General features: G+C 34.1%; 26 protein-coding genes and 4 pseudogenes. 26 read left to right on the top strand and 4 right to left on the bottom strand.

The window, feature by feature from the left end; genetic code table 11:
• Positions 1 to 77: 77 nt before the first annotated feature.
• The 19 genes and pseudogenes from MHH96_RS18690 to MHH96_RS18600 form a co-directional block, all read left to right on the top strand.
• The gene (locus tag MHH96_RS18690) at positions 78 to 353 is read left to right on the top strand and encodes a hypothetical protein (protein WP_235850450.1); all 276 of its coding nucleotides are present in this window, start codon (positions 78 to 80) and stop codon (positions 351 to 353) included.
• A gap of 294 nt (positions 354 to 647) precedes the next feature.
• Complete coding sequence (locus MHH96_RS18685; RefSeq protein ID WP_061796299.1) at positions 648 to 1,112, top strand: hypothetical protein; 465 nt, start codon at positions 648 to 650, stop codon at positions 1,110 to 1,112.
• 515 nt (positions 1,113 to 1,627) lie between these two features.
• Positions 1,628 to 2,140 carry an Imm6 family immunity protein gene (locus tag MHH96_RS18680; RefSeq protein ID WP_061796297.1) on the top strand — a complete coding sequence of 171 codons (513 nt, stop codon included), beginning with the start codon at positions 1,628 to 1,630 and terminating at the stop codon, positions 2,138 to 2,140.
• 264 nt (positions 2,141 to 2,404) lie between these two features.
• Positions 2,405 to 2,905: pseudogene (locus tag MHH96_RS18675) on the top strand (T6SS immunity protein Tdi1 domain-containing protein); the annotation flags it as partial.
• 576 nt (positions 2,906 to 3,481) lie between these two features.
• Complete coding sequence (locus tag MHH96_RS18670; RefSeq protein ID WP_047940548.1) at positions 3,482 to 3,955, top strand: toxin-antitoxin system YwqK family antitoxin; 474 nt, start codon at positions 3,482 to 3,484, stop codon at positions 3,953 to 3,955.
• A gap of 70 nt (positions 3,956 to 4,025) precedes the next feature.
• Positions 4,026 to 4,565 (top strand): hypothetical protein, encoded by a 540-nt coding sequence (locus tag MHH96_RS18665; RefSeq protein WP_047940549.1) that lies wholly within the window; start codon positions 4,026 to 4,028, stop codon positions 4,563 to 4,565.
• A gap of 304 nt (positions 4,566 to 4,869) precedes the next feature.
• Entirely contained in the window at positions 4,870 to 5,310 is a 441-nt protein-coding gene (locus tag MHH96_RS18660; RefSeq protein ID WP_047940550.1) for an SMI1/KNR4 family protein, read from the top strand.
• Positions 5,311 to 5,765: 455 nt separating this feature from the next.
• Positions 5,766 to 5,952: pseudogene (locus MHH96_RS18655) on the top strand (IS1595-like element ISSpps1 family transposase); the annotation flags it as partial.
• Positions 5,953 to 6,040: 88 nt separating this feature from the next.
• Positions 6,041 to 6,568, top strand: a complete 528-nt coding sequence (locus MHH96_RS18650) for an SUKH-4 family immunity protein (RefSeq protein ID WP_047940712.1) — start codon at positions 6,041 to 6,043, stop codon at positions 6,566 to 6,568.
• Positions 6,569 to 7,003: 435 nt separating this feature from the next.
• Complete coding sequence (locus MHH96_RS18645; protein WP_047940552.1) at positions 7,004 to 7,216, top strand: bacteriocin immunity protein; 213 nt, start codon at positions 7,004 to 7,006, stop codon at positions 7,214 to 7,216.
• 556 nt (positions 7,217 to 7,772) lie between these two features.
• Entirely contained in the window at positions 7,773 to 8,261 is a 489-nt protein-coding gene (locus tag MHH96_RS18640; protein ID WP_061796295.1) for a hypothetical protein, read from the top strand.
• 251 nt (positions 8,262 to 8,512) lie between these two features.
• Entirely contained in the window at positions 8,513 to 8,998 is a 486-nt protein-coding gene (locus MHH96_RS18635) for a hypothetical protein (RefSeq protein WP_047940713.1), read from the top strand.
• 272 nt (positions 8,999 to 9,270) lie between these two features.
• Complete coding sequence (locus MHH96_RS18630; protein WP_047940554.1) at positions 9,271 to 9,645, top strand: immunity 22 family protein; 375 nt, start codon at positions 9,271 to 9,273, stop codon at positions 9,643 to 9,645.
• Between the two features lie 561 nt (positions 9,646 to 10,206).
• Positions 10,207 to 11,388, top strand: a complete 1,182-nt coding sequence (locus MHH96_RS18625; RefSeq protein WP_235844419.1) for a GTP-binding protein — start codon at positions 10,207 to 10,209, stop codon at positions 11,386 to 11,388.
• Positions 11,389 to 11,423: 35 nt separating this feature from the next.
• Complete coding sequence (rpmG, locus tag MHH96_RS18620) at positions 11,424 to 11,573, top strand: 50S ribosomal protein L33 (RefSeq protein ID WP_016203575.1); 150 nt, start codon at positions 11,424 to 11,426, stop codon at positions 11,571 to 11,573.
• 68 nt (positions 11,574 to 11,641) lie between these two features.
• Positions 11,642 to 11,911, top strand: a complete 270-nt coding sequence (gene rpsN, locus MHH96_RS18615; protein WP_047940556.1) for a 30S ribosomal protein S14 — start codon at positions 11,642 to 11,644, stop codon at positions 11,909 to 11,911.
• Positions 11,912 to 11,983: 72 nt separating this feature from the next.
• Positions 11,984 to 12,340: a hypothetical protein gene (locus MHH96_RS18610; RefSeq protein ID WP_047940557.1), complete on the top strand. Its 357-nt coding sequence runs from the start codon at positions 11,984 to 11,986 to the stop codon at positions 12,338 to 12,340.
• A gap of 325 nt (positions 12,341 to 12,665) precedes the next feature.
• Positions 12,666 to 13,625, top strand: coding sequence for a LacI family DNA-binding transcriptional regulator (locus MHH96_RS18605; protein ID WP_047940558.1), 960 nt, complete (start codon positions 12,666 to 12,668; stop codon positions 13,623 to 13,625).
• Between the two features lie 253 nt (positions 13,626 to 13,878).
• Positions 13,879 to 14,077 (top strand): annotated as a pseudogene (locus MHH96_RS18600) (transposase); the annotation flags it as partial.
• Positions 14,078 to 14,251: 174 nt separating this feature from the next.
• On the opposite strand, the gene MHH96_RS18595 reads toward MHH96_RS18600, so the two are convergent.
• From MHH96_RS18595 to murQ, 4 genes are all read right to left on the bottom strand, one after another.
• Complete coding sequence (locus MHH96_RS18595; protein WP_047940560.1) at positions 14,252 to 15,265, bottom strand: MupG family TIM beta-alpha barrel fold protein; 1,014 nt, start codon at positions 15,263 to 15,265, stop codon at positions 14,252 to 14,254.
• Positions 15,262 to 16,626: a PTS transporter subunit EIIC gene (locus tag MHH96_RS18590; protein WP_047940561.1), complete on the bottom strand. Its 1,365-nt coding sequence runs from the start codon at positions 16,624 to 16,626 to the stop codon at positions 15,262 to 15,264. The genes MHH96_RS18595 and MHH96_RS18590 overlap by 4 nt, the downstream gene beginning before the upstream one ends.
• Before the next feature lie 102 nt (positions 16,627 to 16,728).
• Positions 16,729 to 17,583 (bottom strand): MurR/RpiR family transcriptional regulator, encoded by an 855-nt coding sequence (locus MHH96_RS18585; RefSeq protein ID WP_047940562.1) that lies wholly within the window; start codon positions 17,581 to 17,583, stop codon positions 16,729 to 16,731.
• 21 nt (positions 17,584 to 17,604) lie between these two features.
• Positions 17,605 to 18,504 carry an N-acetylmuramic acid 6-phosphate etherase gene (murQ, locus tag MHH96_RS18580; protein WP_047940563.1) on the bottom strand — a complete coding sequence of 300 codons (900 nt, stop codon included), beginning with the start codon at positions 18,502 to 18,504 and terminating at the stop codon, positions 17,605 to 17,607.
• A gap of 202 nt (positions 18,505 to 18,706) precedes the next feature.
• Here murQ and MHH96_RS18575 point away from each other — a divergent pair, with 202 nt between their 5' ends.
• From MHH96_RS18575 to MHH96_RS18545, 7 genes and pseudogenes are all read left to right on the top strand, one after another.
• On the top strand, positions 18,707 to 19,090 hold the full coding sequence (locus MHH96_RS18575; RefSeq protein WP_328283542.1) for a PH domain-containing protein: 384 nt from the start codon (positions 18,707 to 18,709) through the stop codon (positions 19,088 to 19,090).
• Positions 19,091 to 19,182: 92 nt separating this feature from the next.
• Positions 19,183 to 19,881 carry a DUF5694 domain-containing protein gene (locus MHH96_RS18570; RefSeq protein WP_047940564.1) on the top strand — a complete coding sequence of 233 codons (699 nt, stop codon included), beginning with the start codon at positions 19,183 to 19,185 and terminating at the stop codon, positions 19,879 to 19,881.
• Positions 19,882 to 20,008: 127 nt separating this feature from the next.
• On the top strand, positions 20,009 to 20,911 hold the full coding sequence (locus MHH96_RS18565; protein WP_095320918.1) for an alpha/beta fold hydrolase: 903 nt from the start codon (positions 20,009 to 20,011) through the stop codon (positions 20,909 to 20,911).
• A 106-nt stretch (positions 20,912 to 21,017) separates the two neighbouring features.
• A complete protein-coding gene (locus tag MHH96_RS18560) occupies positions 21,018 to 21,182 on the top strand; it encodes a hypothetical protein (RefSeq protein WP_156485377.1) in 165 nt (54 codons plus the stop codon).
• Between the two features lie 12 nt (positions 21,183 to 21,194).
• Positions 21,195 to 21,863, top strand: a pseudogene (locus MHH96_RS18555) (alpha/beta fold hydrolase); the annotation flags it as partial.
• Positions 21,864 to 21,922: 59 nt separating this feature from the next.
• Positions 21,923 to 24,016 carry a class I SAM-dependent methyltransferase gene (locus MHH96_RS18550; protein ID WP_095320916.1) on the top strand — a complete coding sequence of 698 codons (2,094 nt, stop codon included), beginning with the start codon at positions 21,923 to 21,925 and terminating at the stop codon, positions 24,014 to 24,016.
• Between the two features lie 130 nt (positions 24,017 to 24,146).
• Entirely contained in the window at positions 24,147 to 24,329 is a 183-nt protein-coding gene (locus MHH96_RS18545; RefSeq protein WP_369988041.1) for an H-type small acid-soluble spore protein, read from the top strand.
• Positions 24,330 to 24,450: the final 121 nt, after the last annotated feature.

Below are 24,450 nucleotides of genomic sequence, written 5' to 3'. Positions count from 1 at the left end.
CACCGATAGGTGAACGCTCGAACTAAGGTTGCCGGCATTTTTATTCAATCATTGACAACTGAATAGGAGGATGAACCATGCATGAAAAACAGAAACACATTTATGTGGGTGTAGACTTACATAAACAGCACCATGTGGCAGTGATTATTAATTGCTCTCATTCTTTATTAAGTACTAATTTAGATATTCCTAAGGGTACGGGTGATGTTACTCCTAAAAAGAAATCTGTACCAGATTTGCTTAAAGAGCGTTGGGAAGCAGGTAATAATTTTAATAAGGAAAATCGTCCTCGTTTCCCTTATAATGATGAGGTAGAGTTGGAAGCAAAAGAAGTAGGGGTAAAAAGTAAGTAGTTGACTCGAATGCACCCAACAAGGAAATAGTATCGAGAAAATTTACTCAACTTAGTGAAGTGCAAGAAAAAAACAGCTAAGAGTTACTTAAATGAAATCACAAAAAACATTCTTCGGGTTCTAAAATAACAAATGGGACTTTTAATTCTAACGCTTTCAAAGAAGGGCGACTTAAAGTGAATTAATATTAGAAATACCTGTACAAAATAAACCAATTCAGCAAATAATTCTTGATGAGGCAGCAAAAAGCAGGATTATTATTAGGGATATTAAGGGGAAGGTGTATAATTGACTATGAAAATTTATTATTGTGACGAATGGTCGGACATCAAAAAGAAGCCTTGGAACATACTTGATGTCCGTACTGCATACACATACCATCAAAAACAAGAACCATATACGGCGGTATTATTAGAGGATGAGAAACCTAAGTATATTGTAAATGTTACAAATGAATGGGTTTCGTTAGGGTTTTATGATGACCTGATTCGTAAATATTTAAATTATGATTTTGAAGTTATGAGTGATGGTAAGATTTTTTTAAGAACAGCCATGTATTGGGAATATGATGATGAAACTGACATAGAAGTAAGCACCTTGATTTTGGGCTTCCGAGAAGATGGCTTTATAGCAATGGAAAAGAGAGATTTAAAGACCGGTTCAGTCGAGGAGCGCGAAACTAGCGATATCCTTGAAAGAAACTGGGATGTATTTCCTGAATTTGGTCATTACAATTATTTGTGTAAAGAGGAAAGATAACGTGTTTAGAGTACTCTAATGCTTAAATTAGTTATACGAAAGGGTTTACGTGTACATAAAGCAAGTGAATTAAAATACAATTAAGATATTTGAGTTGGACAAAAAGAGCAATGATATGTTTGAAAAATAGAGACTTCATGAAGGTACTGCACATCATGGAGTTTTATTTTATATAGGATTGATAAAAAAGTACGAAAATTGGATGATTTGACATTTTACATGGTGTGGGGGACTTATGATACTGCAAAACCCGCAAACTAAAGACAATGACAAAGCTCGTGGCGATAAACAATAGGGTAACGTGAAATATAAGTTGTATTATTACTAGAGATGGTCGTATAGTACTCGCTATTCGTTTAAATAGCATTACGAAAATTAACATTTATGTAATGAGAGGTTAAAATACGTTAAGATAAAATCGAAGTAACATCAGAAATGGGTGAAAGCATAAAAATAACTAGTAGGCTTAATTTAATGATTAAAAATGGAGATTAATGATTAGTGGGAGGTTAATTATGGAAAATGCTAACTTTAGTAGTTTAACAGAAGATGGTAAAGTAATATTTTTCCTTGGACTCTCAGAAAAAGTTTTGTCGGTATTTTCTCGCAAGGAAGATCAAATGTTAGCCCAAGAAGTTATATATAAATGTTGGGAATGGCTAAAAGGGAAAGAAAATATAGGGGTTATTCTTTATGAATTATTAGATAATGAGGAAAATGGTATAACAATAATTCAAGAAATGTCAGATAATGAAACAGACGTCATAGCTTGGAATTGTGTTATTGATGCAGTTGCTTATATTAGTAGAAAAGCATTTGAAAGAGAAGGTGTCAAATATTATCCAGAACCAATAGCTTTAGTTGATGATACATTAGTAGACCATTTTATGGATTGTTTTGGAAAATGTGTAGAGAATGCAGATAGTTATATTCAAAGAATAAATTTTTTATTGGATAATTATAAGAATGGGAATATTGCGAATGATTGGCGGACAGAAATTTTAAAGGAATTACAACTATACAATTAACTATGACTCTATTATTATATGAACTTTCTTGAAAAGTGCTACAGAAACGGTCGATGCGATTATACACGATCCAGTAATCGTTCTTGAATCGATGGAATCAAGTAAGAGAACATCCTATGGCGTAACGACATAAAAAATAGTGGAAAATAATATGTCAAGAAGTCACCAAAGAATACTTATTTGAATGTAAAGTTGACAAATTAAATTAAGGGAGCATTTTAATTGGATACCTTTGAGAATTTTTTATAACATCATACTGTTGATCAAAGGATTATCTTAAAATATAAAGATAAACTTCCGGGAGAACTGATAGAAGTATGGTATAAATATGGTTTTGGAACATTATTAAACGGTTTTTTAAAATTAATTAATCCAGATGAGTATTTGGATATTTTAGAAAGATGTTATAGAAGGTACGAACAAGCAATTCCAATTTTTACGACCTCGATGGGTGATATTATAGTGTGGGAAAAAAATAAATATGTTAACTTGTTGAACTTTAGGAAAGGACTCGTGCACATTGTTTCATCTGGCTTTAATTTCTTTTTTGATGATTTAAAGGATAATGACTTCATAAATGATGAATTACGGTGGGAACCATACCCTAAAGCTTATAGTAAGTATGGTAGACCTGATTATGACGAATGTTTTGGATACACTCCTTTACTAGGTCTAGGTGGATCTGAAAAAGTAGAAAATCTAAAAAAGGTAAAAATAAGAGAACACATTCTTATTATTACAGAATTTATGGGACCGATTAAATAGAACCAATCTCAAGATAAGCACTTGATCACATTTAAGGTATCAAGTGCTTGTTTGTATGTAATATGCTTAGTTAAGCGAATGAATAATACTGCTTGAAATAGAGACCCCATGATGGCAATACCATTATGGAGTACGGTTGTAATACTAACTAAAGATACGGGCTCCTTTTTGTAAAGCACTTAAACTAAAATGAATAATAATGCACGTGCGCTAAACAATGGATAACCAAAAAAGGTTACATAATGTACAATTTCTGCAACGGTAGGGTGAAGAGGTTGAACGTTGTTGGGTATAGACGTGTTCAACGTAAGTACAAGCAAGAGATGGATAAAGTTTTAAATATCAAGTAAAGGAAATTAAAGCCTACTGTGATGAAAACGACTTGATGGATGTTTTTAGAGATGAAGGAATTAGTGGCGAGGTCTGATGCGAAGCTGGAAGAATTTATGGTATATTTAATCCGTGCAAGGAAGCTCAATAATTTCATGCCAAAAGGGTACAAAAAGAAAAAGATAAGATATCCACACTATGCATACATCATAGCCTGATCTTAATATATACTAGAGGTGCTTAATTATGGAAAATGATAGTAAATATACAAAGGATTTTGTCTTGAAAAACGGTGTAAACTTTGATGATTTATGGTTTACTTCATATAGTGACGAGATTCTTGATAACCCTGAAGATGAAGGTGGAAAGCCATTTACCGGATTAGCATTCGAACTGTACGAAAATGGGAATCTAATTTATTTTTGTTTCTATAAAGATGGATTAGCTCATGGTTTAAATCGCGAATTTTATGAAAGTGGAAAAATAAAATGTGAAGAGTACTTTAAATATGGACTAGTTAATGGAAAAAGTATTTGTTGGCATGAAAATGGAAATGTTAAATCGACAAGTGAAGTCGAGTTATCAATTGAATTGAACTATAAAGAATGGGACGCTAATGGAAAACTTATTATGGAAAAGGAATTAGAACAAGATAAAGAAAATACGCAATATGCTATTTTATTAACAAGAAGAGAAATAAATCGTAACTTAGGTAGGTAAGAAATCATTGAATAATAGATTTGTTTGAATTTAGAATATAAACATTATGCAAAAATAGAATGAGAAAGTGGTGTTTTCGTTGTTATTAAAACCGGAGTATGCCCAAAATATAATAGTCGGGGTAAAAACTTCTTCTCAATTCTCATGGTATCTAACAGAAAGAGATGTTTGGATACTAGATATAGTAAAATATAAAAAATTATATGAAAAAAATGGATTTAGTTTTGATATGGACTTTGCTCTTTCTCTAAGAAATAACATTTCAGTTGTAAATGAAAAGACTTATCGTCTCTATTTACAAGAATATACTGATAATATCGTACCGTCTTCAGAATTAAAAAAGTTAGTTGATCATCAAGATTATGGAAGTACTATTCTAGAATTGAGGCCATCATTATTTATAGACTTTAATCAAAAAAAGCTTCTCTCCCTTTATCCTGAGCTATTACCTTTTGAAAATTATGTTCCTAATAATTGGACAGGGATTCGTGATGATTTTACTAGTTATATTCCTGAAGAGGATAGATACTGGATTTTTGATAATATTAATTACATAGACAAACTTTTTAATGAGAAAGAGAGTAAAGGAAAAATAAACCTCAGAAGATGATAGGTAATAGATAAAATTTATCACTTCTGGACATTGACAGTGATAGGGAGGCCAAATAAATACTTACTAACAATTTTCAAGATACTTTTAAAAAACACAGAAGATTCTATTCTAAAGTATTAATTAGATATAGTTATAAAGAAGGGTTGTAAACAAAAGCTAGGCATTGAATTTGCAGATGAAATACAAAAGAAGAGTTAGCTAAATGATTGTACTAACACAATTAATATTCCTAAATGCGCATCAAGCTGGTATACATGAAAAGCCCAAAAGCAAATACCCTATGTATAGGAGGTAAAAAATAATGAGCTATGAATTTATTAAGACAAACCAAGAAAATAGTTTTTATCCAGTGGCTGAAAACAAAATAAAAGAGGCTGAGAAGGCACTTAATTTAAAATTCCCTAATGAGTTAGTTCATTTTTATAGAGAGGTGGGCTACGGTTTTATTAAAGGTTCAGAATTTAATATTAATCGAATTATGGGTCCCTATTCTGTAAGAGATTTTCGATTAAGAGTTAATGATTTTGAGTTTTATCCCGGCATAGAAATCTATGAAGAATTTGAGAATAATAAACTAATATTTTTTGAAGGCAGTGAATCGGCATTAATGTCCATCGAATTGAATAATAATAATAGAAATCCAGTTTATTATTATGACGTTCAAATTGCCACTTCTCTTGAAGAATTTTTAAGAAAGATGGAAGAAAATGATAATTATTACTTGGAGTTACTACCTGATTAAAGAACGGTAATAAAACATATCTTGAATGTTTTTACGCCTTCTTTAATTTATAATAAATTAACTGGTATTTTAGGCATTACAGTGGAAAAATTCAGCAAACAAAATTTGGTCACGGAAAAAGTCATTTATTGGTGGAGAGTATTTAACTATCCACAAGCGAAAATTGATAAAGTAAAAAGCAATTGCAGTTGGAATGGAATTTGGTTTTGTAGTTTTCAAGGGTGCTGGACTTGTGGTAGAAACTAAAGATGTACCAGAAATTCTCTGGTTAAAGTAATGTCAAGGCACAATTTGAATGGCTAAGATACCGTAATTGGAAGAAGACTAGAATGTGTGATTTGGCACCAGATAAAATGAACCTAGTACCTATTGGAATACAGTGAACAACTATTCATAATGGTGACAGATTCAATGGAATGTAGGCAGATGCCCGAGATAACCAAGATAGTTGGTATACTCACGTTACTGCTTTTTATTTGAGACATAAAGTGTTTTTTGTACTCGCTAAAGAATATAGATTTATTTAAAGGAATAGTAGAAAAGGATGAAACCTATTACTGGGAAAGTCAAAAAGGTCAAAAGGATATTAAAAATCACAAATCTAGAAAACGTGGTGGTTCTTCTACTGTTGGTATCCATAATATGGAAAATGGATTAGGGGCTGGAATAGATGATGAAACTGCAAGAAGGCTGGATACCTTTATAAAAGATTCAAGAAGGTGAGAGAATGGTGATGACACCAGAAGAATTTATTAATAAATGGGATTGTATTAAGAATGGCCCACTGAACAAATTTAAAGAAGTAGATTTAATGAATACATATTTTTCGGATGAAGTTAAGAGGTTTTTGTCTATAGGAGGTCTACCGGAGACTCCACCGCCGTATTTGGAATTTACTTCGTCCCAATTTAAACCTATTACCGATGTATTTGATATGCCAGAACAGTTAGGGTCAACTGGTTCGGGGAATCCAATCTGTATAACGGAGAAGGATGAAAACATAGTGTCACTTACTAATGGGGATAATTATAAAGTGATATTTGTTAATTCATCTCTGAATCAGTTTGCAGAATGTATATTAGCTTATGTATCCATGATTGATAAAGCAATAGAGATTAACGGAGAGGATGCCTATATTGATAACGATATACCTAAAGTAGTAATGGAGTGGCTAAAAGGGGAACTAGAGAAAATTGATAGTAAGTGTATGGAAGCAGGATTCTTTTGGTCTACTGAGTTTGAAAATCTATTTGAATAACCTCTCGCGTATAGGAAAATCCTTAAAATGTAATAGCTTTAAATTAGACAGAAGTCTTCAAACCCACACCAAACTTATATAAAAAGAGTCAATTAGTGTAATGCCAAGGAGATAAAACTGTTAGGTAAGCAATTTAATTCTTTGATAATTTTAGAAAAAGAGATTTAGAAGACTGTGGAAAATCATAGACTTACAAAGGAGTCTAACAACCGTAATATTTCAAGGATGTTAGAGGGAAATACCTCTATTGCTCCTATAGTAGAACATGATGGTAAACATAAATCATATATACTTACATAAAAGCCTATAGATAAGGGTAAAGAAGTGTTCAAACTTGATAATTTAATGATTACTTCATCAAAAATACACTAAAATATTTAAAAAACTGCTTATCAATTTGGAAAGAAAGGGCAGTAATTTAGGAATGGTAGAAAAATGAGTAAAAAGTTATCTAAAGATGAGTTAGTTGAACTAGTAAAAAAAATATGTAATCCTAAGCAGTCTGATGAAAAGGTAAGTGAATATATAGAAATTTTGGAAGAAAATGTTCCTCATCCTGCTCCGAGTGACTTAATTTTTTGGAATGATGAGGATTTATCTCCAGAGGAAGTAGTAGAGATTGCCTTAGCATATAAAGAAGAGAACTAATCGGTAAAGGGGTTGATTGCATCGCAAAAGCCCCATACAATGATTTGATTAATATAGAGGCTAAGCGTTACGGTAATCCTAAAGCATAACATGTTATGAAGTTATCAGAAATATTCGAGTATCTACACAAGGTCAAGCAAGGGGTAGATATAGCATTGCATATGAAACGATAAGAAGACGAAACAAGGCAATCAAAAGCGATAGGATGTCGGCCATTATTTTTAAATATTCCTAAAGTTATAGATAAGGCAAATAGACTTATTCCATGTCCTTCTGGAAACCCTATCTCACACGATCCTAGGAAAAAATTTACTAGAGTTAATGGGATTCCCCGGCTCTATAAGTTGGATAGGTTATCAAGCAAGATATAAAATTCCTATTCCATAAAATAAACTTCCAGTTATTAAAAATGAAAATGAATGACTTTACAAATGGTGTATTTTTACCTATACCTTTTGACGATGTTAGTAGTCTATCTAGACATAGTTGCTTTCAAAGCAATTTATAACAATATTGTAAGAAAAATAGAAGAATTAAGGGAAAGGTGGTTATCTAAATGAAATTGGGTGAAAACACTCAATTAGTAGAAGAAGTAATGGATTTTATTCGTCATAATAAGATGTTTAATATGATTAACTTTCATGTAAATAATTTAGAGGTAATAAATAATTTCAAGGAAGCACAAAACCTTGCCTGGTCTCAGGACTCAAGTGAAGTTGATACTGTATGGGAAAATGTTAAATCACAGGAAGCAGGAAGTATTGTTCAAAAGGTATATGATTTGGATTTAGTAACTGAACAAGATGATTTATATGATTTTTTTAATGACTATAACAATTACTCGAACGACTTTCTTCCTTTGGATTATATTGATATTAATGAGGAAGTTGAGGGTGACCTCATGATGTGTGCATTAAATCGATTAGTTAATGGGAAAACAGACAATTTTTATGAAAAAATCTTTGAGATTTATAAGCAAGGAGGGTGGCCATGTGGGTGGAAGGGGTCATACCCGATTGGTGAAATTATTGTGTATGTGCCTTAAAATAAAAAAATTACAAATCTTGATTGGCAAAGTGCCTTTTCAAGGTTTTTTTAATTTATAATAAATTAAACTGATATTTAGTGAAACGAAAAGAAAATTTTGTTTGAGAACGGAGAGCTTAGAATCCTAGTACCATCAAGGCATTATATTTTAAGTGGTTTGTGAAAATAAGACGATAATTAGGTGAGATAACATGGTACATGCAGGTGGATGGGGTAACCGTTGACTTTGAGAAAGGTGGTATAAAAGTAATGAACTATGGTGTATTTAATAATTTAGTTGAAGAGGTAATTCGGTTCTCGAAAAATTTCCAGAGCGAACTTACTAATAATATTATCAATAAAATTGTTATTATTAATGATATAAAAAAAGCAGAATATTTAGCTTATGATGAGATTTTTGGTGAGGAAGAGTATAATTGGAAAGATATCAGAGAATTGGAAATGAGTGAAGTTTGGGAGACTTATTACGCAATGTCAGAAAAGGAAAAGCCTAAAGGATTGGAAGAATTATTAGAAGTTATTGCTGGTAATGTGAGCAAAAACTCATTTAAATATAGTATATTTTATAACGATGTTGTAGCTGATCTTACTAATTGTGCCATTAATCGAGCGATAAACGGAAAGAATAAATCTTTTTTTGAAGATTTGTTTGAGATATATCAACTTGGTGCCTTTCCTTGCGGTTGGAATGGTGCTTATCCAGAAGGAAAAATTATTGCTTATAAATTGGATTAAAAATAAAAAAATAGAAAGAAAAATGCACGTTAACTTAGAAAATCAGGAGATTTACATGAGTAGAACTTAGTTTAAAGGGTTCCTCAATTTAAGTGTGGATATATTTAATACTGAAGAGATTAAAGATATAAGAACAACTATATCAGATGTCAATCCCGATTATGTAGGGGGAAGCCCCGTTAAAGCACATGATAATTGTTAGCAGTAATAGATTAGAGGGTGGAGTTATGTCTCTGCCTCATACTTTAAGACTAAAATAGGAGGCTACTATAATGGAAAAACAGGGGTGGGTTTCAGTTTGGTTAGGGAATATAAACGATGAGGACTCAATAGGAGAGTATGTAGATTTAACTTATGATGAGGATGGCGAGTCTGTCCCATCCCAATTCTTTATCGATTTTAAGATTGATGTGGATGAAACAGATGAGGATACGATAGAAAAAGAAGTGTATAAGAATAGTAGTAGTGATATTGCAACATTATTAGATGGGTGTTCGTATGAAGAAATTGTCATCCCAAAAATCCAGAAAAGTATAAATCTAAAGAAATCATATAATGCTGTGATTTTAATATATAATTTTCAATATCAAAATGAAATTAGCTCAACAGGTGCTTTTGATTTTATTACAGCTACAAATTATGAGTAAGATAAATTTTAAAGATATGGAAAATTGATTTAGTTAATGGTCAACTCAGAAATTACTTATCTCTTTTTAGTAGCCCTATGTTTTACCTTACTACATTAGAAGTTAAAAGAAGGAAGTGCAAAATGGTATGTTGAAAGATATACCGACTTATATCATGCCAGGTCAACCACAAACATAGCTAGTTAATCGTTTTGGTGGAGGTTGAAATTAGCAGACAAGTCATGCTGATGGTTCCTATAGAAATTGCGGTTTTTCTATCCCAATTGCTTACTTTTTTGATCAAGAGGGAAATGATTTATTGCTTTCTAAAGATGATATTCGCACTAGAATTTTTGATACAGAGACTAATAGTATAAAGATAGCAGAAGAAGGGGAATTTAACATAAATTTTAACTTCCCTTCCGTAACTAAATGTCACTCCTAATAAAAAAGTATATAATAAACACTTGCAAATCGTAATCATTTCGTTTTATTATAGAATAGTTATTACTTCATCAGAAATAACTAAAGTGTAAAGTTTAAATCGGAATGATAACGATTTGTTTTTTAGGAGTGAGAGTATTGAATAATAAGAAAATCCCTGTTACTGTTTTAAGCGGTTATCTCGGGTCAGGCAAAACTACTTTGCTAAATCATATTCTATCCAATAGGGAAAGCCTAAAGGTGGCTGTGATTGTCAATGATATGAGTGAGGTAAATATTGACGCTTCATTGGTGAAACAGGGCGGTTTTTCAAGAACGGATGAAAAATTGGTGGAAATGCAAAATGGTTGCATCTGCTGTACACTTAGGGAGGATTTAATAATTGAAGTGGAAAAGCTTGTGCAATTAGGTGATATTGATTATATCGTAATTGAATCAAGCGGAATTAGCGAACCGATTCCGGTTGCGCAAACATTTACATATGTAGATGAGAGTGTAGGGATTGATTTATCGCGATTTTGTCAGTTAGATACGATGGTTACAGTCTTAGATGCTCATCGTTTTTGGCATGATTATGCATCTGGTGAAAGTCTTTTAGACCGAAAGCAAGCAGTGGGTGAAATGGCTGAAAGAGAAATAGCAGATTTGTTAATTGATCAAATTGAATTTGCGAATGTCATTTTGTTAAATAAAACGGATTTAGTTTCGGAAAGCAAACTACAGGAACTGAAAGCAGTTATCCAAAAATTTAACCCGGAAGCCAAAATTATAGAAAGTGAATATTCCAGAATTCCTTTAAATCAAGTTTTAAATACTCAGTTATTTGATTTTGACGCTGCTAGTCAAGGTGCAGGCTGGATAAAAGAATTAAATGAAGAGCATATTCCAGAGACAGAGGAATATGGAATTTCTTCCTTTGTGTATCGTAGCAATAAACCTTTTCACCCTGTGAGATTAATGCAGTGGTTGCAAGACTGGCCAGTTGAAGTAGTTCGGGCGAAAGGATTTATTTGGCTGGCCACGAGAAATGATATTGCCGGATTACTTTCCCAAGCTGGACCGTCCTTAACCATACAAGAAGCGGGCATGTGGGTAGCAGCTTATTCGGAAAGCGAGCAGAAAGAAGTTTTGGAGGAAGATGCAGATTTACAAAAACGTTGGGATCCTCTTTACGGAGATCGCATGACAGAGTTAGTGTTTATTGGGATTGGCATGAATCAACAGCAAATGGAAGAAGAGCTAGATGCTTGTTTATTGACTGATATGGAAATGAAAAAGGATTGGACTAAATTTATTGATCCACTGCCTGCGTTTTTTTGAGTAAAAAAATTCAATTTTATTAGGAGGAAGAAAAAATGAGAGTGAAAATTACCTTAGCATGTACAGAAACAGGAGATAGAAATTATATTACAACCAAAAACAAACGAAATAATCCAGACCGTATCGAGTTGATGAAGTATTGTCCGCGTTTAAAAAAGCGCACTTTGCACAGAGAAACAAAATAATTTTTTTATAGTTATTAAATCGTAATCATTTCGTTTTATGTAATTCAAATGTATTGGAGGAAGCAGAAATGGCAAAAAAGTCGAAAGTAGTAAAAGAAAAGAAACGCCAAGCCATGGTTGAAAAATATGAAGCGCTTCGAATGGAATTAAAAGAAAAGGGAGGCTTGGAAGCACTTAGAAAGCTACCAAGAGATTCCTCACCGACTCGTTTGAAAAATAGATGTGAAGTGACTGGTAGACCAAGAGGGTACTTAAGAAAATTTAAAATGTCCCGCATTGCTTTTAGAGAATATGCCCATAAAGGACAAATTCCAGGAGTGAAAAAATCAAGCTGGTAATGAATAGAAAGAAAAGTCGTCAGCTTATGGGTTTGACGACTTTTATCTACACAAAAAATGGAGGAATCAGAAATGAATTCCGTTAATCCTGTATTAGTGCAAATTTTTTATCGAAGCGCGATTGCAAATATGCCAGAAAAAAAACGGGAAATTTATCAATACATAACGACTAAAGAAGAAGAGTTAGAGAAGATAGCTGTGAGCGAGAAACAGTTTATGGAGCTAATGGTTAACCATTCCCCATTTAAAGAGGCGTCTAGTTATTTTTCCCTCAGTTTGTCAGCAATTAAGGAGATTATGGATGAGGCCCAAGCAGAAATCGATTTAATGATTATGACCAGAATTAATCAAATGAGATGGATTAATTACTCCAAGACTGATAGAAAAGCACGAAAAAATAAAAAATGGACATTTGTATTTGTATCCTAATTTTTTTATAATGGCACTCTTATTTAAATAGGATACATTGGAAAAATATACATAGATCTACCATGCTTATCTGTTTTTTCACATTAACCTGGTATGCGTTTCATCCTTTACACTTTAAGCAAATAAGATAAGCGGGGCAGAAATTTATTTTGCTTCTATTTTATAGCTTAGCTTATGTTTGCTTAAAGTCGTCTGGACAATCAATGGATGTAACATAAATTTCATCTTTTGCAGGCTATTTCATTGGGGTATACAGAAAAGACCAGAAACTGTATTCTTAATATATAAGGTAAAAAAGATATTGGGTTTTGAAAAGGTGAAAAGTATGACAAACATTAAAGATCTAGCAAAGATGGCTGGTGTTTCTGTAACAACTGTTTCCCGTGTCCTTAATAATCATCCATATGTAAGCAAGGAAAAGAGAAATGCTGTACTAGCGGCAATTAAAGAAAGTAATTATGAACAAAATATTAATGCAGTTCATTTAAGTAAAGGAAAAACACAAATGATTGGTGTTGTCCTTCCTTTTTCTGACCATCCTTATTTTGCGTTGCTGTTAAAAGGGATAGCAAAACAAGCGCTGGAGAATAATTATAAACTCGTATTGTTTCAGACGGATTATATGGAAAGCAGGGAATTAGAGGCATTACAAATGTTGAAGCAAAAGCAAATTGACTCCCTCATCATTTGTTCGCGAACTTGCGAATGGTCTGTAATTCAAGAATATCTTTCCTATGGAACAATTGTTTTGTGTGAAGACACAAAGGGGAAGGAAGTTTCTTCTACATTTGTTAACCAGTATAAAATTTTCAAAGAAGCATTAGCATTTTTATATAAAAAGGGGCATCAAAGAATCGGCTACTGTATTGGAAGAAAAACTGGTCCAAGCAGCCAATTACGTGCAAATGCCTATAAAGAGTTTCTTTCGGAACATCAACTTCCTTATTGTGAAGAATATATTATCGATCACTGTAATTACTTTGAAGATGCCAAAATAGTGATGGATCATTTACTGCAAATGGATAATCGTCCGACTGCATTAATTGTGACAAGTGATCAAGTTGCAGCAGGAATTGTTATCTATTGTCAAAAACAAGGAATCAAAATTCCAGAAGAGCTTGCGATAATAGGTTATCATAACGAATCTATTGCAAAACTGATGGAAATATCTACAATGGAAATTCCGCTTTTAGAGATGGGAAAGAACTTATTTCAACAAGCTATTAGCAAAGAAATAACGAAAGAGGAAATGTTTTTTCGTTTTATTGAAAGAACTACTGTATAAACAAGTTGTTCTTTAGCTGCAAATAAAAACATCTTAAACAAGCATTTTGGGATGTCAGACTGTAGACAAACTCCTTGAAATTTGAGGTTTTGCCTATGGTCTTTTTTGTGTCCTCTTCTAATAGGGTATTGATTTCTTCTACAGGGGTTCGCTTTTCATGGGGCGAGTTCTGGTTTTAAAATATAGGTAGATAATTTTTAGAGGTGAAGTCATGCTTTCCAAACATTCTTCTATTCAAAGAAATCTTGCTTTAGATCACCTTCGACATAAACAAGTTATCAGAAAAATTTATGCAAAAAGAAACGATTGAATGTGTTTTCGCAGATGGAAAAGAAAAGCATGGTATGCGATGGACAACTTTAAGGGGGCTTAAAAAATTGTCTATGCAGGCGATGCTTATTTTTGCATCCATGAACGCCAACTGGACTTGGGTGAGTCTGGTAACAGCTTAAGAAGAGCATAAAGAAGAAATCAAAATACAATAAAATAACGAAAAAGACCCTAAATTACAAAAGGGTTCAGAATGAAAACATTCTGATTCCCTTTTGTCGACAAACTGTCACCCCAAGCAAGCATTTGGGATGTTTTTATATTTTGTAACTTGCCTCTTTACAATTTTGCTCTAATTAGGAGTAAACAGGAACAAGTTTTATTTTTTGACTAGGTTTTAGTAAGGATAGAAGCGGTATATCTGTATCAACCACCTTTCCGATAACGTTGACTCGCTCATCTGCTGGAAGATCACACAGGGTGATTTGTATTTCTCCGCGATAGCGTCCATAAAGGTCATTATCTCTTGTGATTGTGCCGGCTGGACGTGCTTCTGTGTTCTCCGGGTAGATATTTTCTAGACTTCTCGTATCTAGGAAGCGGAGAACATCTCGGGAAAGATCAGGACGAAGCTGGAACTCGCCTTCTTGGTAACCCTGGATGCGGATGGAGACATAATGATGCTGGTCAAAATCGATTAATTTATGAAGTAGTGCTTCACTGACTCCATAATCACCAATGTAAACATCCTCAACCCCTGCTAGAAATAACTCTAATGCAGCATGATATGGCTCTAAGTGCCGATGATTTTCCAATGTCGGCAGACCGTCAAATAGGGGGCCGCGTTTTTCTTTATCACCTGGAATATATGCACTAATAGGTATTCCAAAACGCTGGAAGATTTCATTTTGTGATTGAAAAAAGGAAATGGATAATCCTGTTTCTTGTCTTGGGTAGAAATTATGCCATGCTATCAATTGATTGGCGTTCAGACCAGCTTTTATAAGTGCAGACAAGTCCTCCTCTTGGAAAGTACTAGCATTAAGAGCCAGTTTAAAAGCTTTGGAAAGGGTTAAAATCATTTCATTATCAAAACCATCATCTAATCGAAGGCCAATAACCCCTAGCTTTTTTAACTCCATTAAACTGTTTAATCCTAAATGACTAGGCGTTTTTAAGGAAACATCGGCAAAAACCTCTATTCCTGCTTCAGCAGCCAGAGTCATAAGCGCTTTGGCTCTAGTCGCTAATTCCCCAGACTCTTCCGGAATATGGAGAGAGGTGAATGCCCGCTTTACTCCTAATTTTCCAGCGCGGATAATTCGTTCTTCCGCAAAAGGATCCTTTAAATAAAAGGATATGCCAATCATTCAAACTCACCAGCCATTTCATCTTTGAAGCCAAATAAATACGTAAAAACAAATCCAGCGGCATAAGCAATTAAAACCCCTGCTAAATATAGAAACACTTGACCAGTAACAACTAGGAATGCAAGTGGTATACCAGATACGCCGACAGCTACAGTAGCAACTCCGAATGCAGCCTGAAATGCTCCGCCGACTCCAGCTCCCAAACATGCCGTTAAGAAGGGACGTCCTAACGGAAGGGTAACACCGAATATCAATGGCTCTCCAATCCCAAGAATCCCTGCAGGAAGACCACCAGCAATAGCTCTTTTTAATCGTTTTTTCTTTGTTTTAAAGTAAATCGCAAACGCCGCACCTACTTGGGCAGCACCACCCATTGCAAGAATTGGCAGAAGAGGATCATCACCAATTGTATTAATTAACTCTAGATGAATTGGTGTTAACCCTTGATGTAACCCAGTGACAACAAGGGGAAGGAAGGTTGCTCCAAGAACAAATCCTGCAACTACGCCCCCAATATCCAGTAAGGAGGTTAATCCTTTTGTAATAATATCGGAAATAAGACCACCAAGCGGCATAAATATAAGATAAGTCAAAATACCAGTAAGCAATAAAGCGACAGTCGGTGTAATAAAAAGATCTAGTGAGGTTGGCACATATTTACGAACTTGTTTTTCAACTAATGCGATAAAGATAGCTGCGAATAGCACGCCAATTAATCCGCCTCGACCAGGCAGTAAATCTGTGCCAAATAAATGAATGCCAGCAACAGCGGGGTTTATTATCAAAATACCGGCAATAGCTCCAAGCGCTGGCGAACCGCCAAACTCTTTTGCTGCATTTGAGCCGACTAATATGCCGAGGTATCCGAATAATCCACTGCCAATCACAGATAAAATGATGGCAAGTTGTGATTCTTCTGCCAGCACACCGGCCTGGACAATGGCTTTTGTAATTCCTGTTATCAATCCCGAAGCTACAAGAGCAGGAATTAAAGGAATGAAGATACTAGCAATTTTGCGCAAAAATAATTTGAAAGGTGTTGCATTCTTTTTGTTAATCTCAGCTTTTTTGTTTGCTGCCTTTTCTTTTAAATTAATCCCGCCAGCATCATCGATTAATCTACTAAAGGCTTCTGTAACTTTATTTACTTTTCCAGGGCCAAGAATAATTTGCAGTGTTTCTTCTACTACAACTCCTAATACTCCATCCACTTTTTTTAATTCTTCTTTATTGATTAAGGAAGAATCTTTCGGTGTGACACGAAGTCTTGTCATACAATGTGTGTAGCTAACAATATTTTCAGGACCACCTAATTGTTTGAGAATCTTTTCTGCTAAAATTTTGTTGTTTTCACCAGCCATCTTAAATTCCCTTCTCTCCACTATTATTTATTTTTGCAATCCCATCAAATGTGTCCAGGCACCATGTTGTTTCTAGATAGGGAAGACACATTTAAGCGAATGCTACTTTCCTTCTTTAATAAATTGAATAGCTTCTCTTGTTTTATCAATAGAGGTAATAGTGTCCTCATATTGAGCTGTTGCCATTGAAAGAAACAAAATATCCATGATATATAGCTGAGCTAGACGTGACGATGTGGCTGCACTTCGAAAGGGAGCTTCCGCTGAATAGGAAGTAAACAGCTTAATATCTGATAATGAAGCAACAGAGGATTGACCGTATTTTGTTAGACTGATTGTTTTTACACCATGTTTTTTGGCAAGTGACATGACTTTAATTACTTCAGGAGTTTCGCCTGAATGGGAGATTCCAAAAACAATATCATCCTTGCCAGCATTTCCGATTAATGTAGCGACAAGATGTATATCAGTAAAGGCAGTAGCGTTTTTATGAATTCGCAGAAGCTTTTGCTGAGCATCTTTAGCGATAATATTGGAAGCGCCAATCCCAAAAAAATGAACATTTTTTGCAGCAGATATAGTGTGGACAGCGCGCTCCAATTCTTCATAATTAATTATTTCTTCAGAATCACGGATACTCTGAATGCTGTTACTAGTTGTTTTTTGAACAATAGAGTAGAAGGATTCATCAGGTTCAATATCGCGATATCCTTGTTCAAGGGGCTTCACTAAATCGCCAGCAATTCTAACTTTTAAATCTTGAAAGCCATTTAAGCCTAAGGATTTACAGAGTCGAATAACTGCGGCTCCGCTTGTACCTGCATGTGCGCCGATTTCATGAACGGTACTGTTTAAGAGCATATTTGGATTTTCTAGTATAAACGCAGCAATCTTTCGCTCGGAAGCGGGGAGCTGCTCCAACATGCTTTGAATAATTTTTAAACCACCTGCTACCACATTCTAAACCACCTTTTCAGATTACTTTTGAATTGCTTTTTTTACATAACCATTAGCATTTGCTAAAAGCTGCTCTGCTTCTTGCTTGCTTGAATTTGTTTTTAACATGACGATTGCTGTTTTGACTTGTAAGTTTGCCTCTTCCAATGTTTCTAATGCTTGTTCATAGGAGACATCTGCAATTTTGCAAATAATAGCGATTGCTCGTTCCTTAAGCTTTTCATTGCTTACATGAACATCTACCATTAAGTTTTCGTATGCTTTTCCTAGCAATATCATGGAGGAAGTGGAGATCATATTTAAAATCATTTTGTGTGCAGTGCCTGATTTTAACCGGGTTGAACCGGTAAGCACCTCAGGACCGACAATCACTTCGATTGCTTGCTCTGCTTCTTTACTGATGTCTGCATTTTTATTACAGGATAAGGCAATTGTTTTTGCTCCAACTGCTCTTGCATACTGCAATGCTCCGATAACATAAGGAGTCCTTCCACTGGCGGCAATACCAATCACCGTATCATTTTTTGAAAGACTTATAGCTTTTAAATCTTTGATACCAAGATCTGGCTGATCTTCTGCTCCTTCGACCGCTTTAAAAAAGGCTGTTTCTCCACCAGCGATCAGTCCTTGCACCATTTCGGGATCTGTACCAAATGTTGGTGGACATTCTACAGCATCGAGAACGCCTAATCTTCCACTCGTTCCTGCGCCCACATAAATAAGGCGACCGCCTTTTTGGAAGGATTCAAAAACGTATTGGACGGCTACCTCTATATCAGATAAGACTTCCTTGACTGCAAGAGCCACTAGTTGATCTTGTTCATTCATTAACCGCAATATTTCTATTGGTTCAGCCGTATCGATTTGCATTGTTTGCTCATTTCGAGATTCTGTTGTTAATAGCTCAAGCTTTTCTTCCATTGTAAATACTCCTTCTCCAAGTTTGTTTAGATTTGAAAGCGATTTCCTTGAGATGATTATAATAAAACTAAAATGAAATTTCAATAATTAATAACAAATAATAAAATGAAATTTTATTTCAACGTGCTTACATAAAAGAAAAGACAATTGACTGAAACTTACTATTATCCTTATACGTATGGTAAGAGGAGGGGGGAAAAACATGATTTTCCGTTCGAAAGTAGATCGCTTCTTTATTATCATGTTGTTAGTCGTTATTTTTAGTATGAGGCTTGTTACGTTAGGTCCATTGTTTATAGAGAAGGAACGAACCATATTGCCTAGTATTATTATGAGCACCATTTTTATCTTATGTACTTCTTTTTTTGCATGGATTACATTTGGGAATAAGTATGTGTTTACTGATGAGTATTTAATAGTAAAAGGGGGACCTTTTCACAGTAAAATCCGCTATGAAAATATTACTAAAGTTGCTAAGACGAATGATATATTTACTGGTTTTCGACTTAACATGCGAACCAGCAATCGAAATATTTTACATGACAGCGAGCCTTGGCAGTGTAAAAATATCGCCGCAGAACGCTGAATTATTTTTAATAGAATTAGAAAATAGAATTTCAAAAAAGAGGCAAAAGCAATAATTAACGATAAATTATTTTTAGCGATGGTGGTGAGTATGTGAGGAAGAAGATAATATTAGTAGGCACTTTTCATTTAGCGGAAAATGCTGATATGTTAAAAAGGAAAAACGAAGAGATCGAAGCATTAGTTCAATTATTAGCAGAATGGAGACCTTCCAAAATTGCCTTAGAATGGGATAAAAAAGATGAGCAGCTTCTTATTGAAAAATTTCATCAAGAAAGTAATCAATATTCTTCAGATGAGATTGAACAAATTGGTTTTAGATTAGCGAATAAATTACACCATGATAAGGTATATGGGGTAAATTGGGAAGGGGAATTAGGGCAAGAAGATGTTCAAAACCTATTTAATGAAATAAAGGAAAATTATCTAGAAATATCTGAAAAAATGGAAAGTTTAAATAAAGCTAGTCCCGTATTGTCTGCAACAAGTTCATTAATAGAGGCATTTCGCCGATTGAATGAGAACGCATATATACATAGACTTGAGGATCTTTATTTATCTTTTGTCTTAGTTGAAAATAAACAGGGTGTAAAAATTGGTATTCCATTTCTAGATAAATGGATGAAAAGAGAATTGTATATATTTAATAATGTGCTAGAGATTACAAAGGATAATGATCAAGATTGTATTTTGCTTCTTATTGGCAGTGACCATTTGTGGCTGTTAAGAAAGTTTTTTGAAGGAATTGGCTGGGAAGTGATAAATCCTTTTTCCTGTACAAACAAAATATAAGGAGTAGGAGGAATATTTATGTATTTAATTGAAGGCTTCCATTAACGTTCAAGGTTATGGCCATTTCCACGAGCTCCTCCCTTTTCAATAGGCATAAGAAGAATGGAAAAAGGGAGGATGAAAATCGATGGCAGTAAACTACTTGCACATTAATAGTAAAGAATTATATGTGGAGACGCATGGGAAAATCACAGGAAAAGCTATTCTATATTTGCATGGCGGCCCAGGTGAAGGGTGTTTTGACTTTTCCATGAATCAAACACATCGTCTAAACAATTTTTTTCGTTTAGTTGTTATAGATCAGAGAGGAGTATGTCGCTCTGAAGAAATTTTTAAGAAGGAGTCTTTTGGAATAAACCATTTAATAGAAGATTGTGAAGAACTACGTGTCCAACTAGGTATTTCTAAATGGTCGATTATAGGGCATTCTTTCGGTGGATATTTAGCCGTCCTATATGCAAATCGCTATCCATATGCTATCGAAAAGTTAATTTTTGAGTGTCCTACATTTGATTTCGAATTAACAGCAAAATCCTTATTAAAAAGAACGGCTAGCTTATTTGCAAGATATAATATGATGCCATTACAGAAGAAAGTCAATCGTTTAATTGCTAAAGCTGTGTCACCAAAAGAATTGGTAGAAGGCTATTTGCAGCTAAGCTCTTATTTGCAAGAAAAACGAATGGAAATATATAGTTTGCATTCTATTAATCTAGAAACAAGTATTTATACAGACGAACAATGGGATCGTTTTTATGATAAGTCTGAAATCCATTTTGCAAGATTAAGGAATGAAGGCAAGATCTTCGAATCTGTTTTACCACTATTAAAGAAGATACAAGTACCAAGTCTTTTAATAGTAGGTGAATATGATCCAGTAACCTGTGAAAAGCAAATAGATTTTTTTGATAAGAATGTTCGACAAGGAGAAATTCAAATAATAGAGCAGTGTGGGCATACGCCTCATAATGAAAGTCCAGAATGGTTTAGTAAAATGGTAACGGAATTTTTATTAAGGAAAAATCATTGAAGCAAGCATCATGAAACTAAATGGTATAAAGGTCTATGTTTTAATTTGTTAGCACCTTTTTATTGAGACTTCATAAGGTAATTTGCTGTAAAAGGAGAAGACAATCATGTATGTAAAAACAAGTGATGGCTTACAAGTATATTATGAAATGAGTGGAAACGGAGATCCATGCCTTTATCTGCATGGAGGTCCAGGATATTGGAGCAAACCTTTCCAGCTATTTGCCCATGGGCTTTTAGAAAAAGATTTGCAAATGATATATTTAGATTAGCGGGGATGCGGCCGATCTGAACATTGCCTATCTCAGGATTATTCATTAAATAGATTAATCATGGATTTAGAAGAATTAAGAATTTCGCTAGGAATTAATAAATGGTATATTATGGGGCATTCCTTTGGCGGCATTCTTGCAGTTAACTATGCTGCTCGATTTCCGGAACATACCATTGGGCTAATATTAGTCAATGTAACACTGAATATGTATGAATCGTTTGAGTATCAAATAAATAGAGGACTTGAAATTTTACAAGAACAACGAAATATCTTCCCGTCTGACCCACAGGAGGATTATATAGAATTATTCTATTCGATTCTTTTTAAATTAATCGAGAACGGAAGTTACGATCATTTTCAATATACCGATATAGACAAGAAAAAAGAAGTAGATAGGATAGATAAGGAATTAAGAACTGACCCCTATTTCCAAAAGAAGGTTTTCTCCTTAAAAGAATATTATCACGATTTTACAGAACTTATGAAAGAAATAAAAAAAACGACTTTAATTATAGCTGGTACATCTGATCACGCTGTTGGACCAAACCATCATTTAACTTTTCCATGTAAAGATGCGGTCGTTCACTATATTAATGGCGGGCATCATCCATACATAGAGAATCAAGATGCGTTTAAAGAGACAGTATTAAGCTTTGTAAATGATAATAAGACTGTTTAGAATTAACTTAAGTCCGGTGATAACATTGTATACATCATTTTCGTCAGGAGGGAAATGAAATGCTGGCCTCTCTACAGGCAATTCAAGAAGTGAGACAAGGAAATAAAGAGGTATTGCGACAACAGAAATGGCTGCAATATCTTTATATAACAAAAGAAAAGAATGTAAACTTAGAACAAGTTCCTTCGTTAGAAGGAATAGAAAGCAATCCAGTTTTGTCCTATGTGGAAAAGACTCTATTAATCTTAGATAATTGTACAAGTTTAAATAATGCTGAAAAACAAATAATTGAACAGGTTTTAATATGGAGCGATGTAGCAAAATGCGGCTCTCCTTCTCAGCGTAAATATTGGAGAGAACGGGGATTTCAATTAGGCATTCATAATATTGGTTCTGCGCAAATATATGCAGAAGAAATAAGAAAGACAACAAATGGCGAACGTAACTTGGTTTTAGAAGAGCTTATTTTTACACTTATTTATACACATGGATTAATTGGTCAATTTATAAGAGGAGAAGTTCGCTATTGTCAATTAGAACCATTAATTTTATCTATGAATAAAAACTTCGTAGTAGATAAAAAGGATAGGTACCGTTTATTATATGTCTTGAATCAATGTATCATCGAAGCTGTTTCACCGCAAATATGGAAGGAAGTTCAAGAGGAAGTTAAAGAAGTTATTAGCTCTATTTTGGAAGGGAAAAGGGAGCAAGAGTTACCATTAGAGGAAAGAATTAAGAGGCTGAGAAAAGCCGCTATCCAAAACGGAGAAAATTTTGATGAAGAGTATAGTCGTTTTTTAAAAGAATCGAAAAGAATTGAATTGCTTCAATTATTTTTTCATAAAACGGATATGTGGTATGTGGAGTCTGCTCTGCATGATTTCTCCTTGGAAGAATTTTTGAAAATCTTCCTATTAATCTATCAAAAAGTCGATCCATTAACGATAAAGCAAATCAGCTTTGAACCGTTTATGAAAGACATCTATTATGACTATAAAGGTAAAAAGACAATTAACTTATACAAAAAGAGAATCATTGAGGCATTTTTGAAAGAACAAACGATTGATGATTTAATTGCCGGCACAGAGTGCGCAAATGAACATGTCGAATTAGTGATTATTCCGCTTGACTCTTTAAATGAAAATATTAGCGTAACATTTGTTTATTCAAAGGCTGGGGAGAAATTAATTGAATTTTGTCAGGAAGCAGAAAAATCACCCCTTTATGAACGGGCAATCATTCTTTTATATGATTTTTTTGGTTTTCGAAAGGATGGCTTTGATCGAATGCAGAATGAACAAAACTATCTTGCTGATATGAATAATGCTGAAGACCATAAAAAGATGATTGCTGACTATGCAATAGGAAATAAGCTGCTGGATATAGGGGCAGGCGGTGGAATTATGTTAGATATTCTATCGGATTGCCACCCCGATGCAACTGTTATCGGCATTGATATTTCTACCAATGTTATCGAGGCATTAGAAAAAAGGAAGATAAGAGAAAAGAAAACATGGCTTGTTAAACAGGCAGATGCTCTGCAATTAAAAGAAACTTTTGCGGTGAATAGCATGGATACCATTATATTTTCTTCGATTCTTCATGAGATGTATTCTTATATTCCGTATAAAGGGATGAAATTTAATCCAGAGGTTATTTTGGATAGCTTGACAAGTGCATTTGAAGTCCTTAAACCAGGTGGCAGAATCATTATTAGAGATGGTATCATGACCGAGCCGAAAGAAGAATGGAGACAAATTGAATTTAAGCTGCCAAATGGCTTGGATTTTTTTAAACGCTATGTAAATGATTTTAAAGGCAGACAGATCGAGTTTGAGCAAATTAACGAGAGCACTGTTCAATTGTCGATAAATGATGCGATGGAATTTCTATATACTTATACATGGGGAGAAGAGGCCTATCCGCATGAAGTACAAGAGCAGTTCGGGTACTTTACCCCTGCTGAATATAAAGATGTTATTAAAAGGGTGATTGGCAATAAGGGGAAAGTGCTATTGTTTGACCATTATTTACAAGATGGCTATGCAGAGCATCTATTACCGAAAGTAAAATTGATGGATTCGTCTCAAAACGTGGTTAAATTTCCTGATAGCACTTGCTTTATTGTGATTGAAAAACATCTTAAATAGTTTTTTTAGTAAGGCAAAAAAAATGAAGAGAATAGAATTCCTCCTACTTTCACATAATGAAAAAGCATCTATTTTAACAAAGGAAACACTATGGGAAAATAAGCAGTTCTTTATATAGAAAGTAGGTGGAATGATGGATATTAACAGAGCAAAGCAAATACTTTCCTCATCAGCAGAAATAGAAGTAAAGTATAACGGTGCTTCTGTTTGGATGGAAGATATTAAAGAAAAAGATGCAACCGCAATCGTTCATCTTGTAGGCGGAAGTCAAGAACAAACAGAAGTTGACATTGCAAGCCTAGAAGAAGCTTAAAATCCTTCTCAAGACAACCACGAGGATAGAGGTTCCAGTTTGTCGACAAAAGGGGATTAGAATGTTTTCATTCTGAACCCCTTTTTAACATTTGTAGCGGAAAACAACATCTCTATTAGAA

Origin of the sequence: Niallia sp. FSL K6-0212 (assembly GCF_038007605.1) — a bacterium.
GTDB classification, from domain to species: domain Bacteria; phylum Bacillota; class Bacilli; order Bacillales; family Cytobacillaceae; genus Niallia; species Niallia circulans.
The sequence above is the reverse complement of the archived record's forward strand: the minus strand, read 5'-3'. Positions and strand labels throughout refer to the sequence as shown.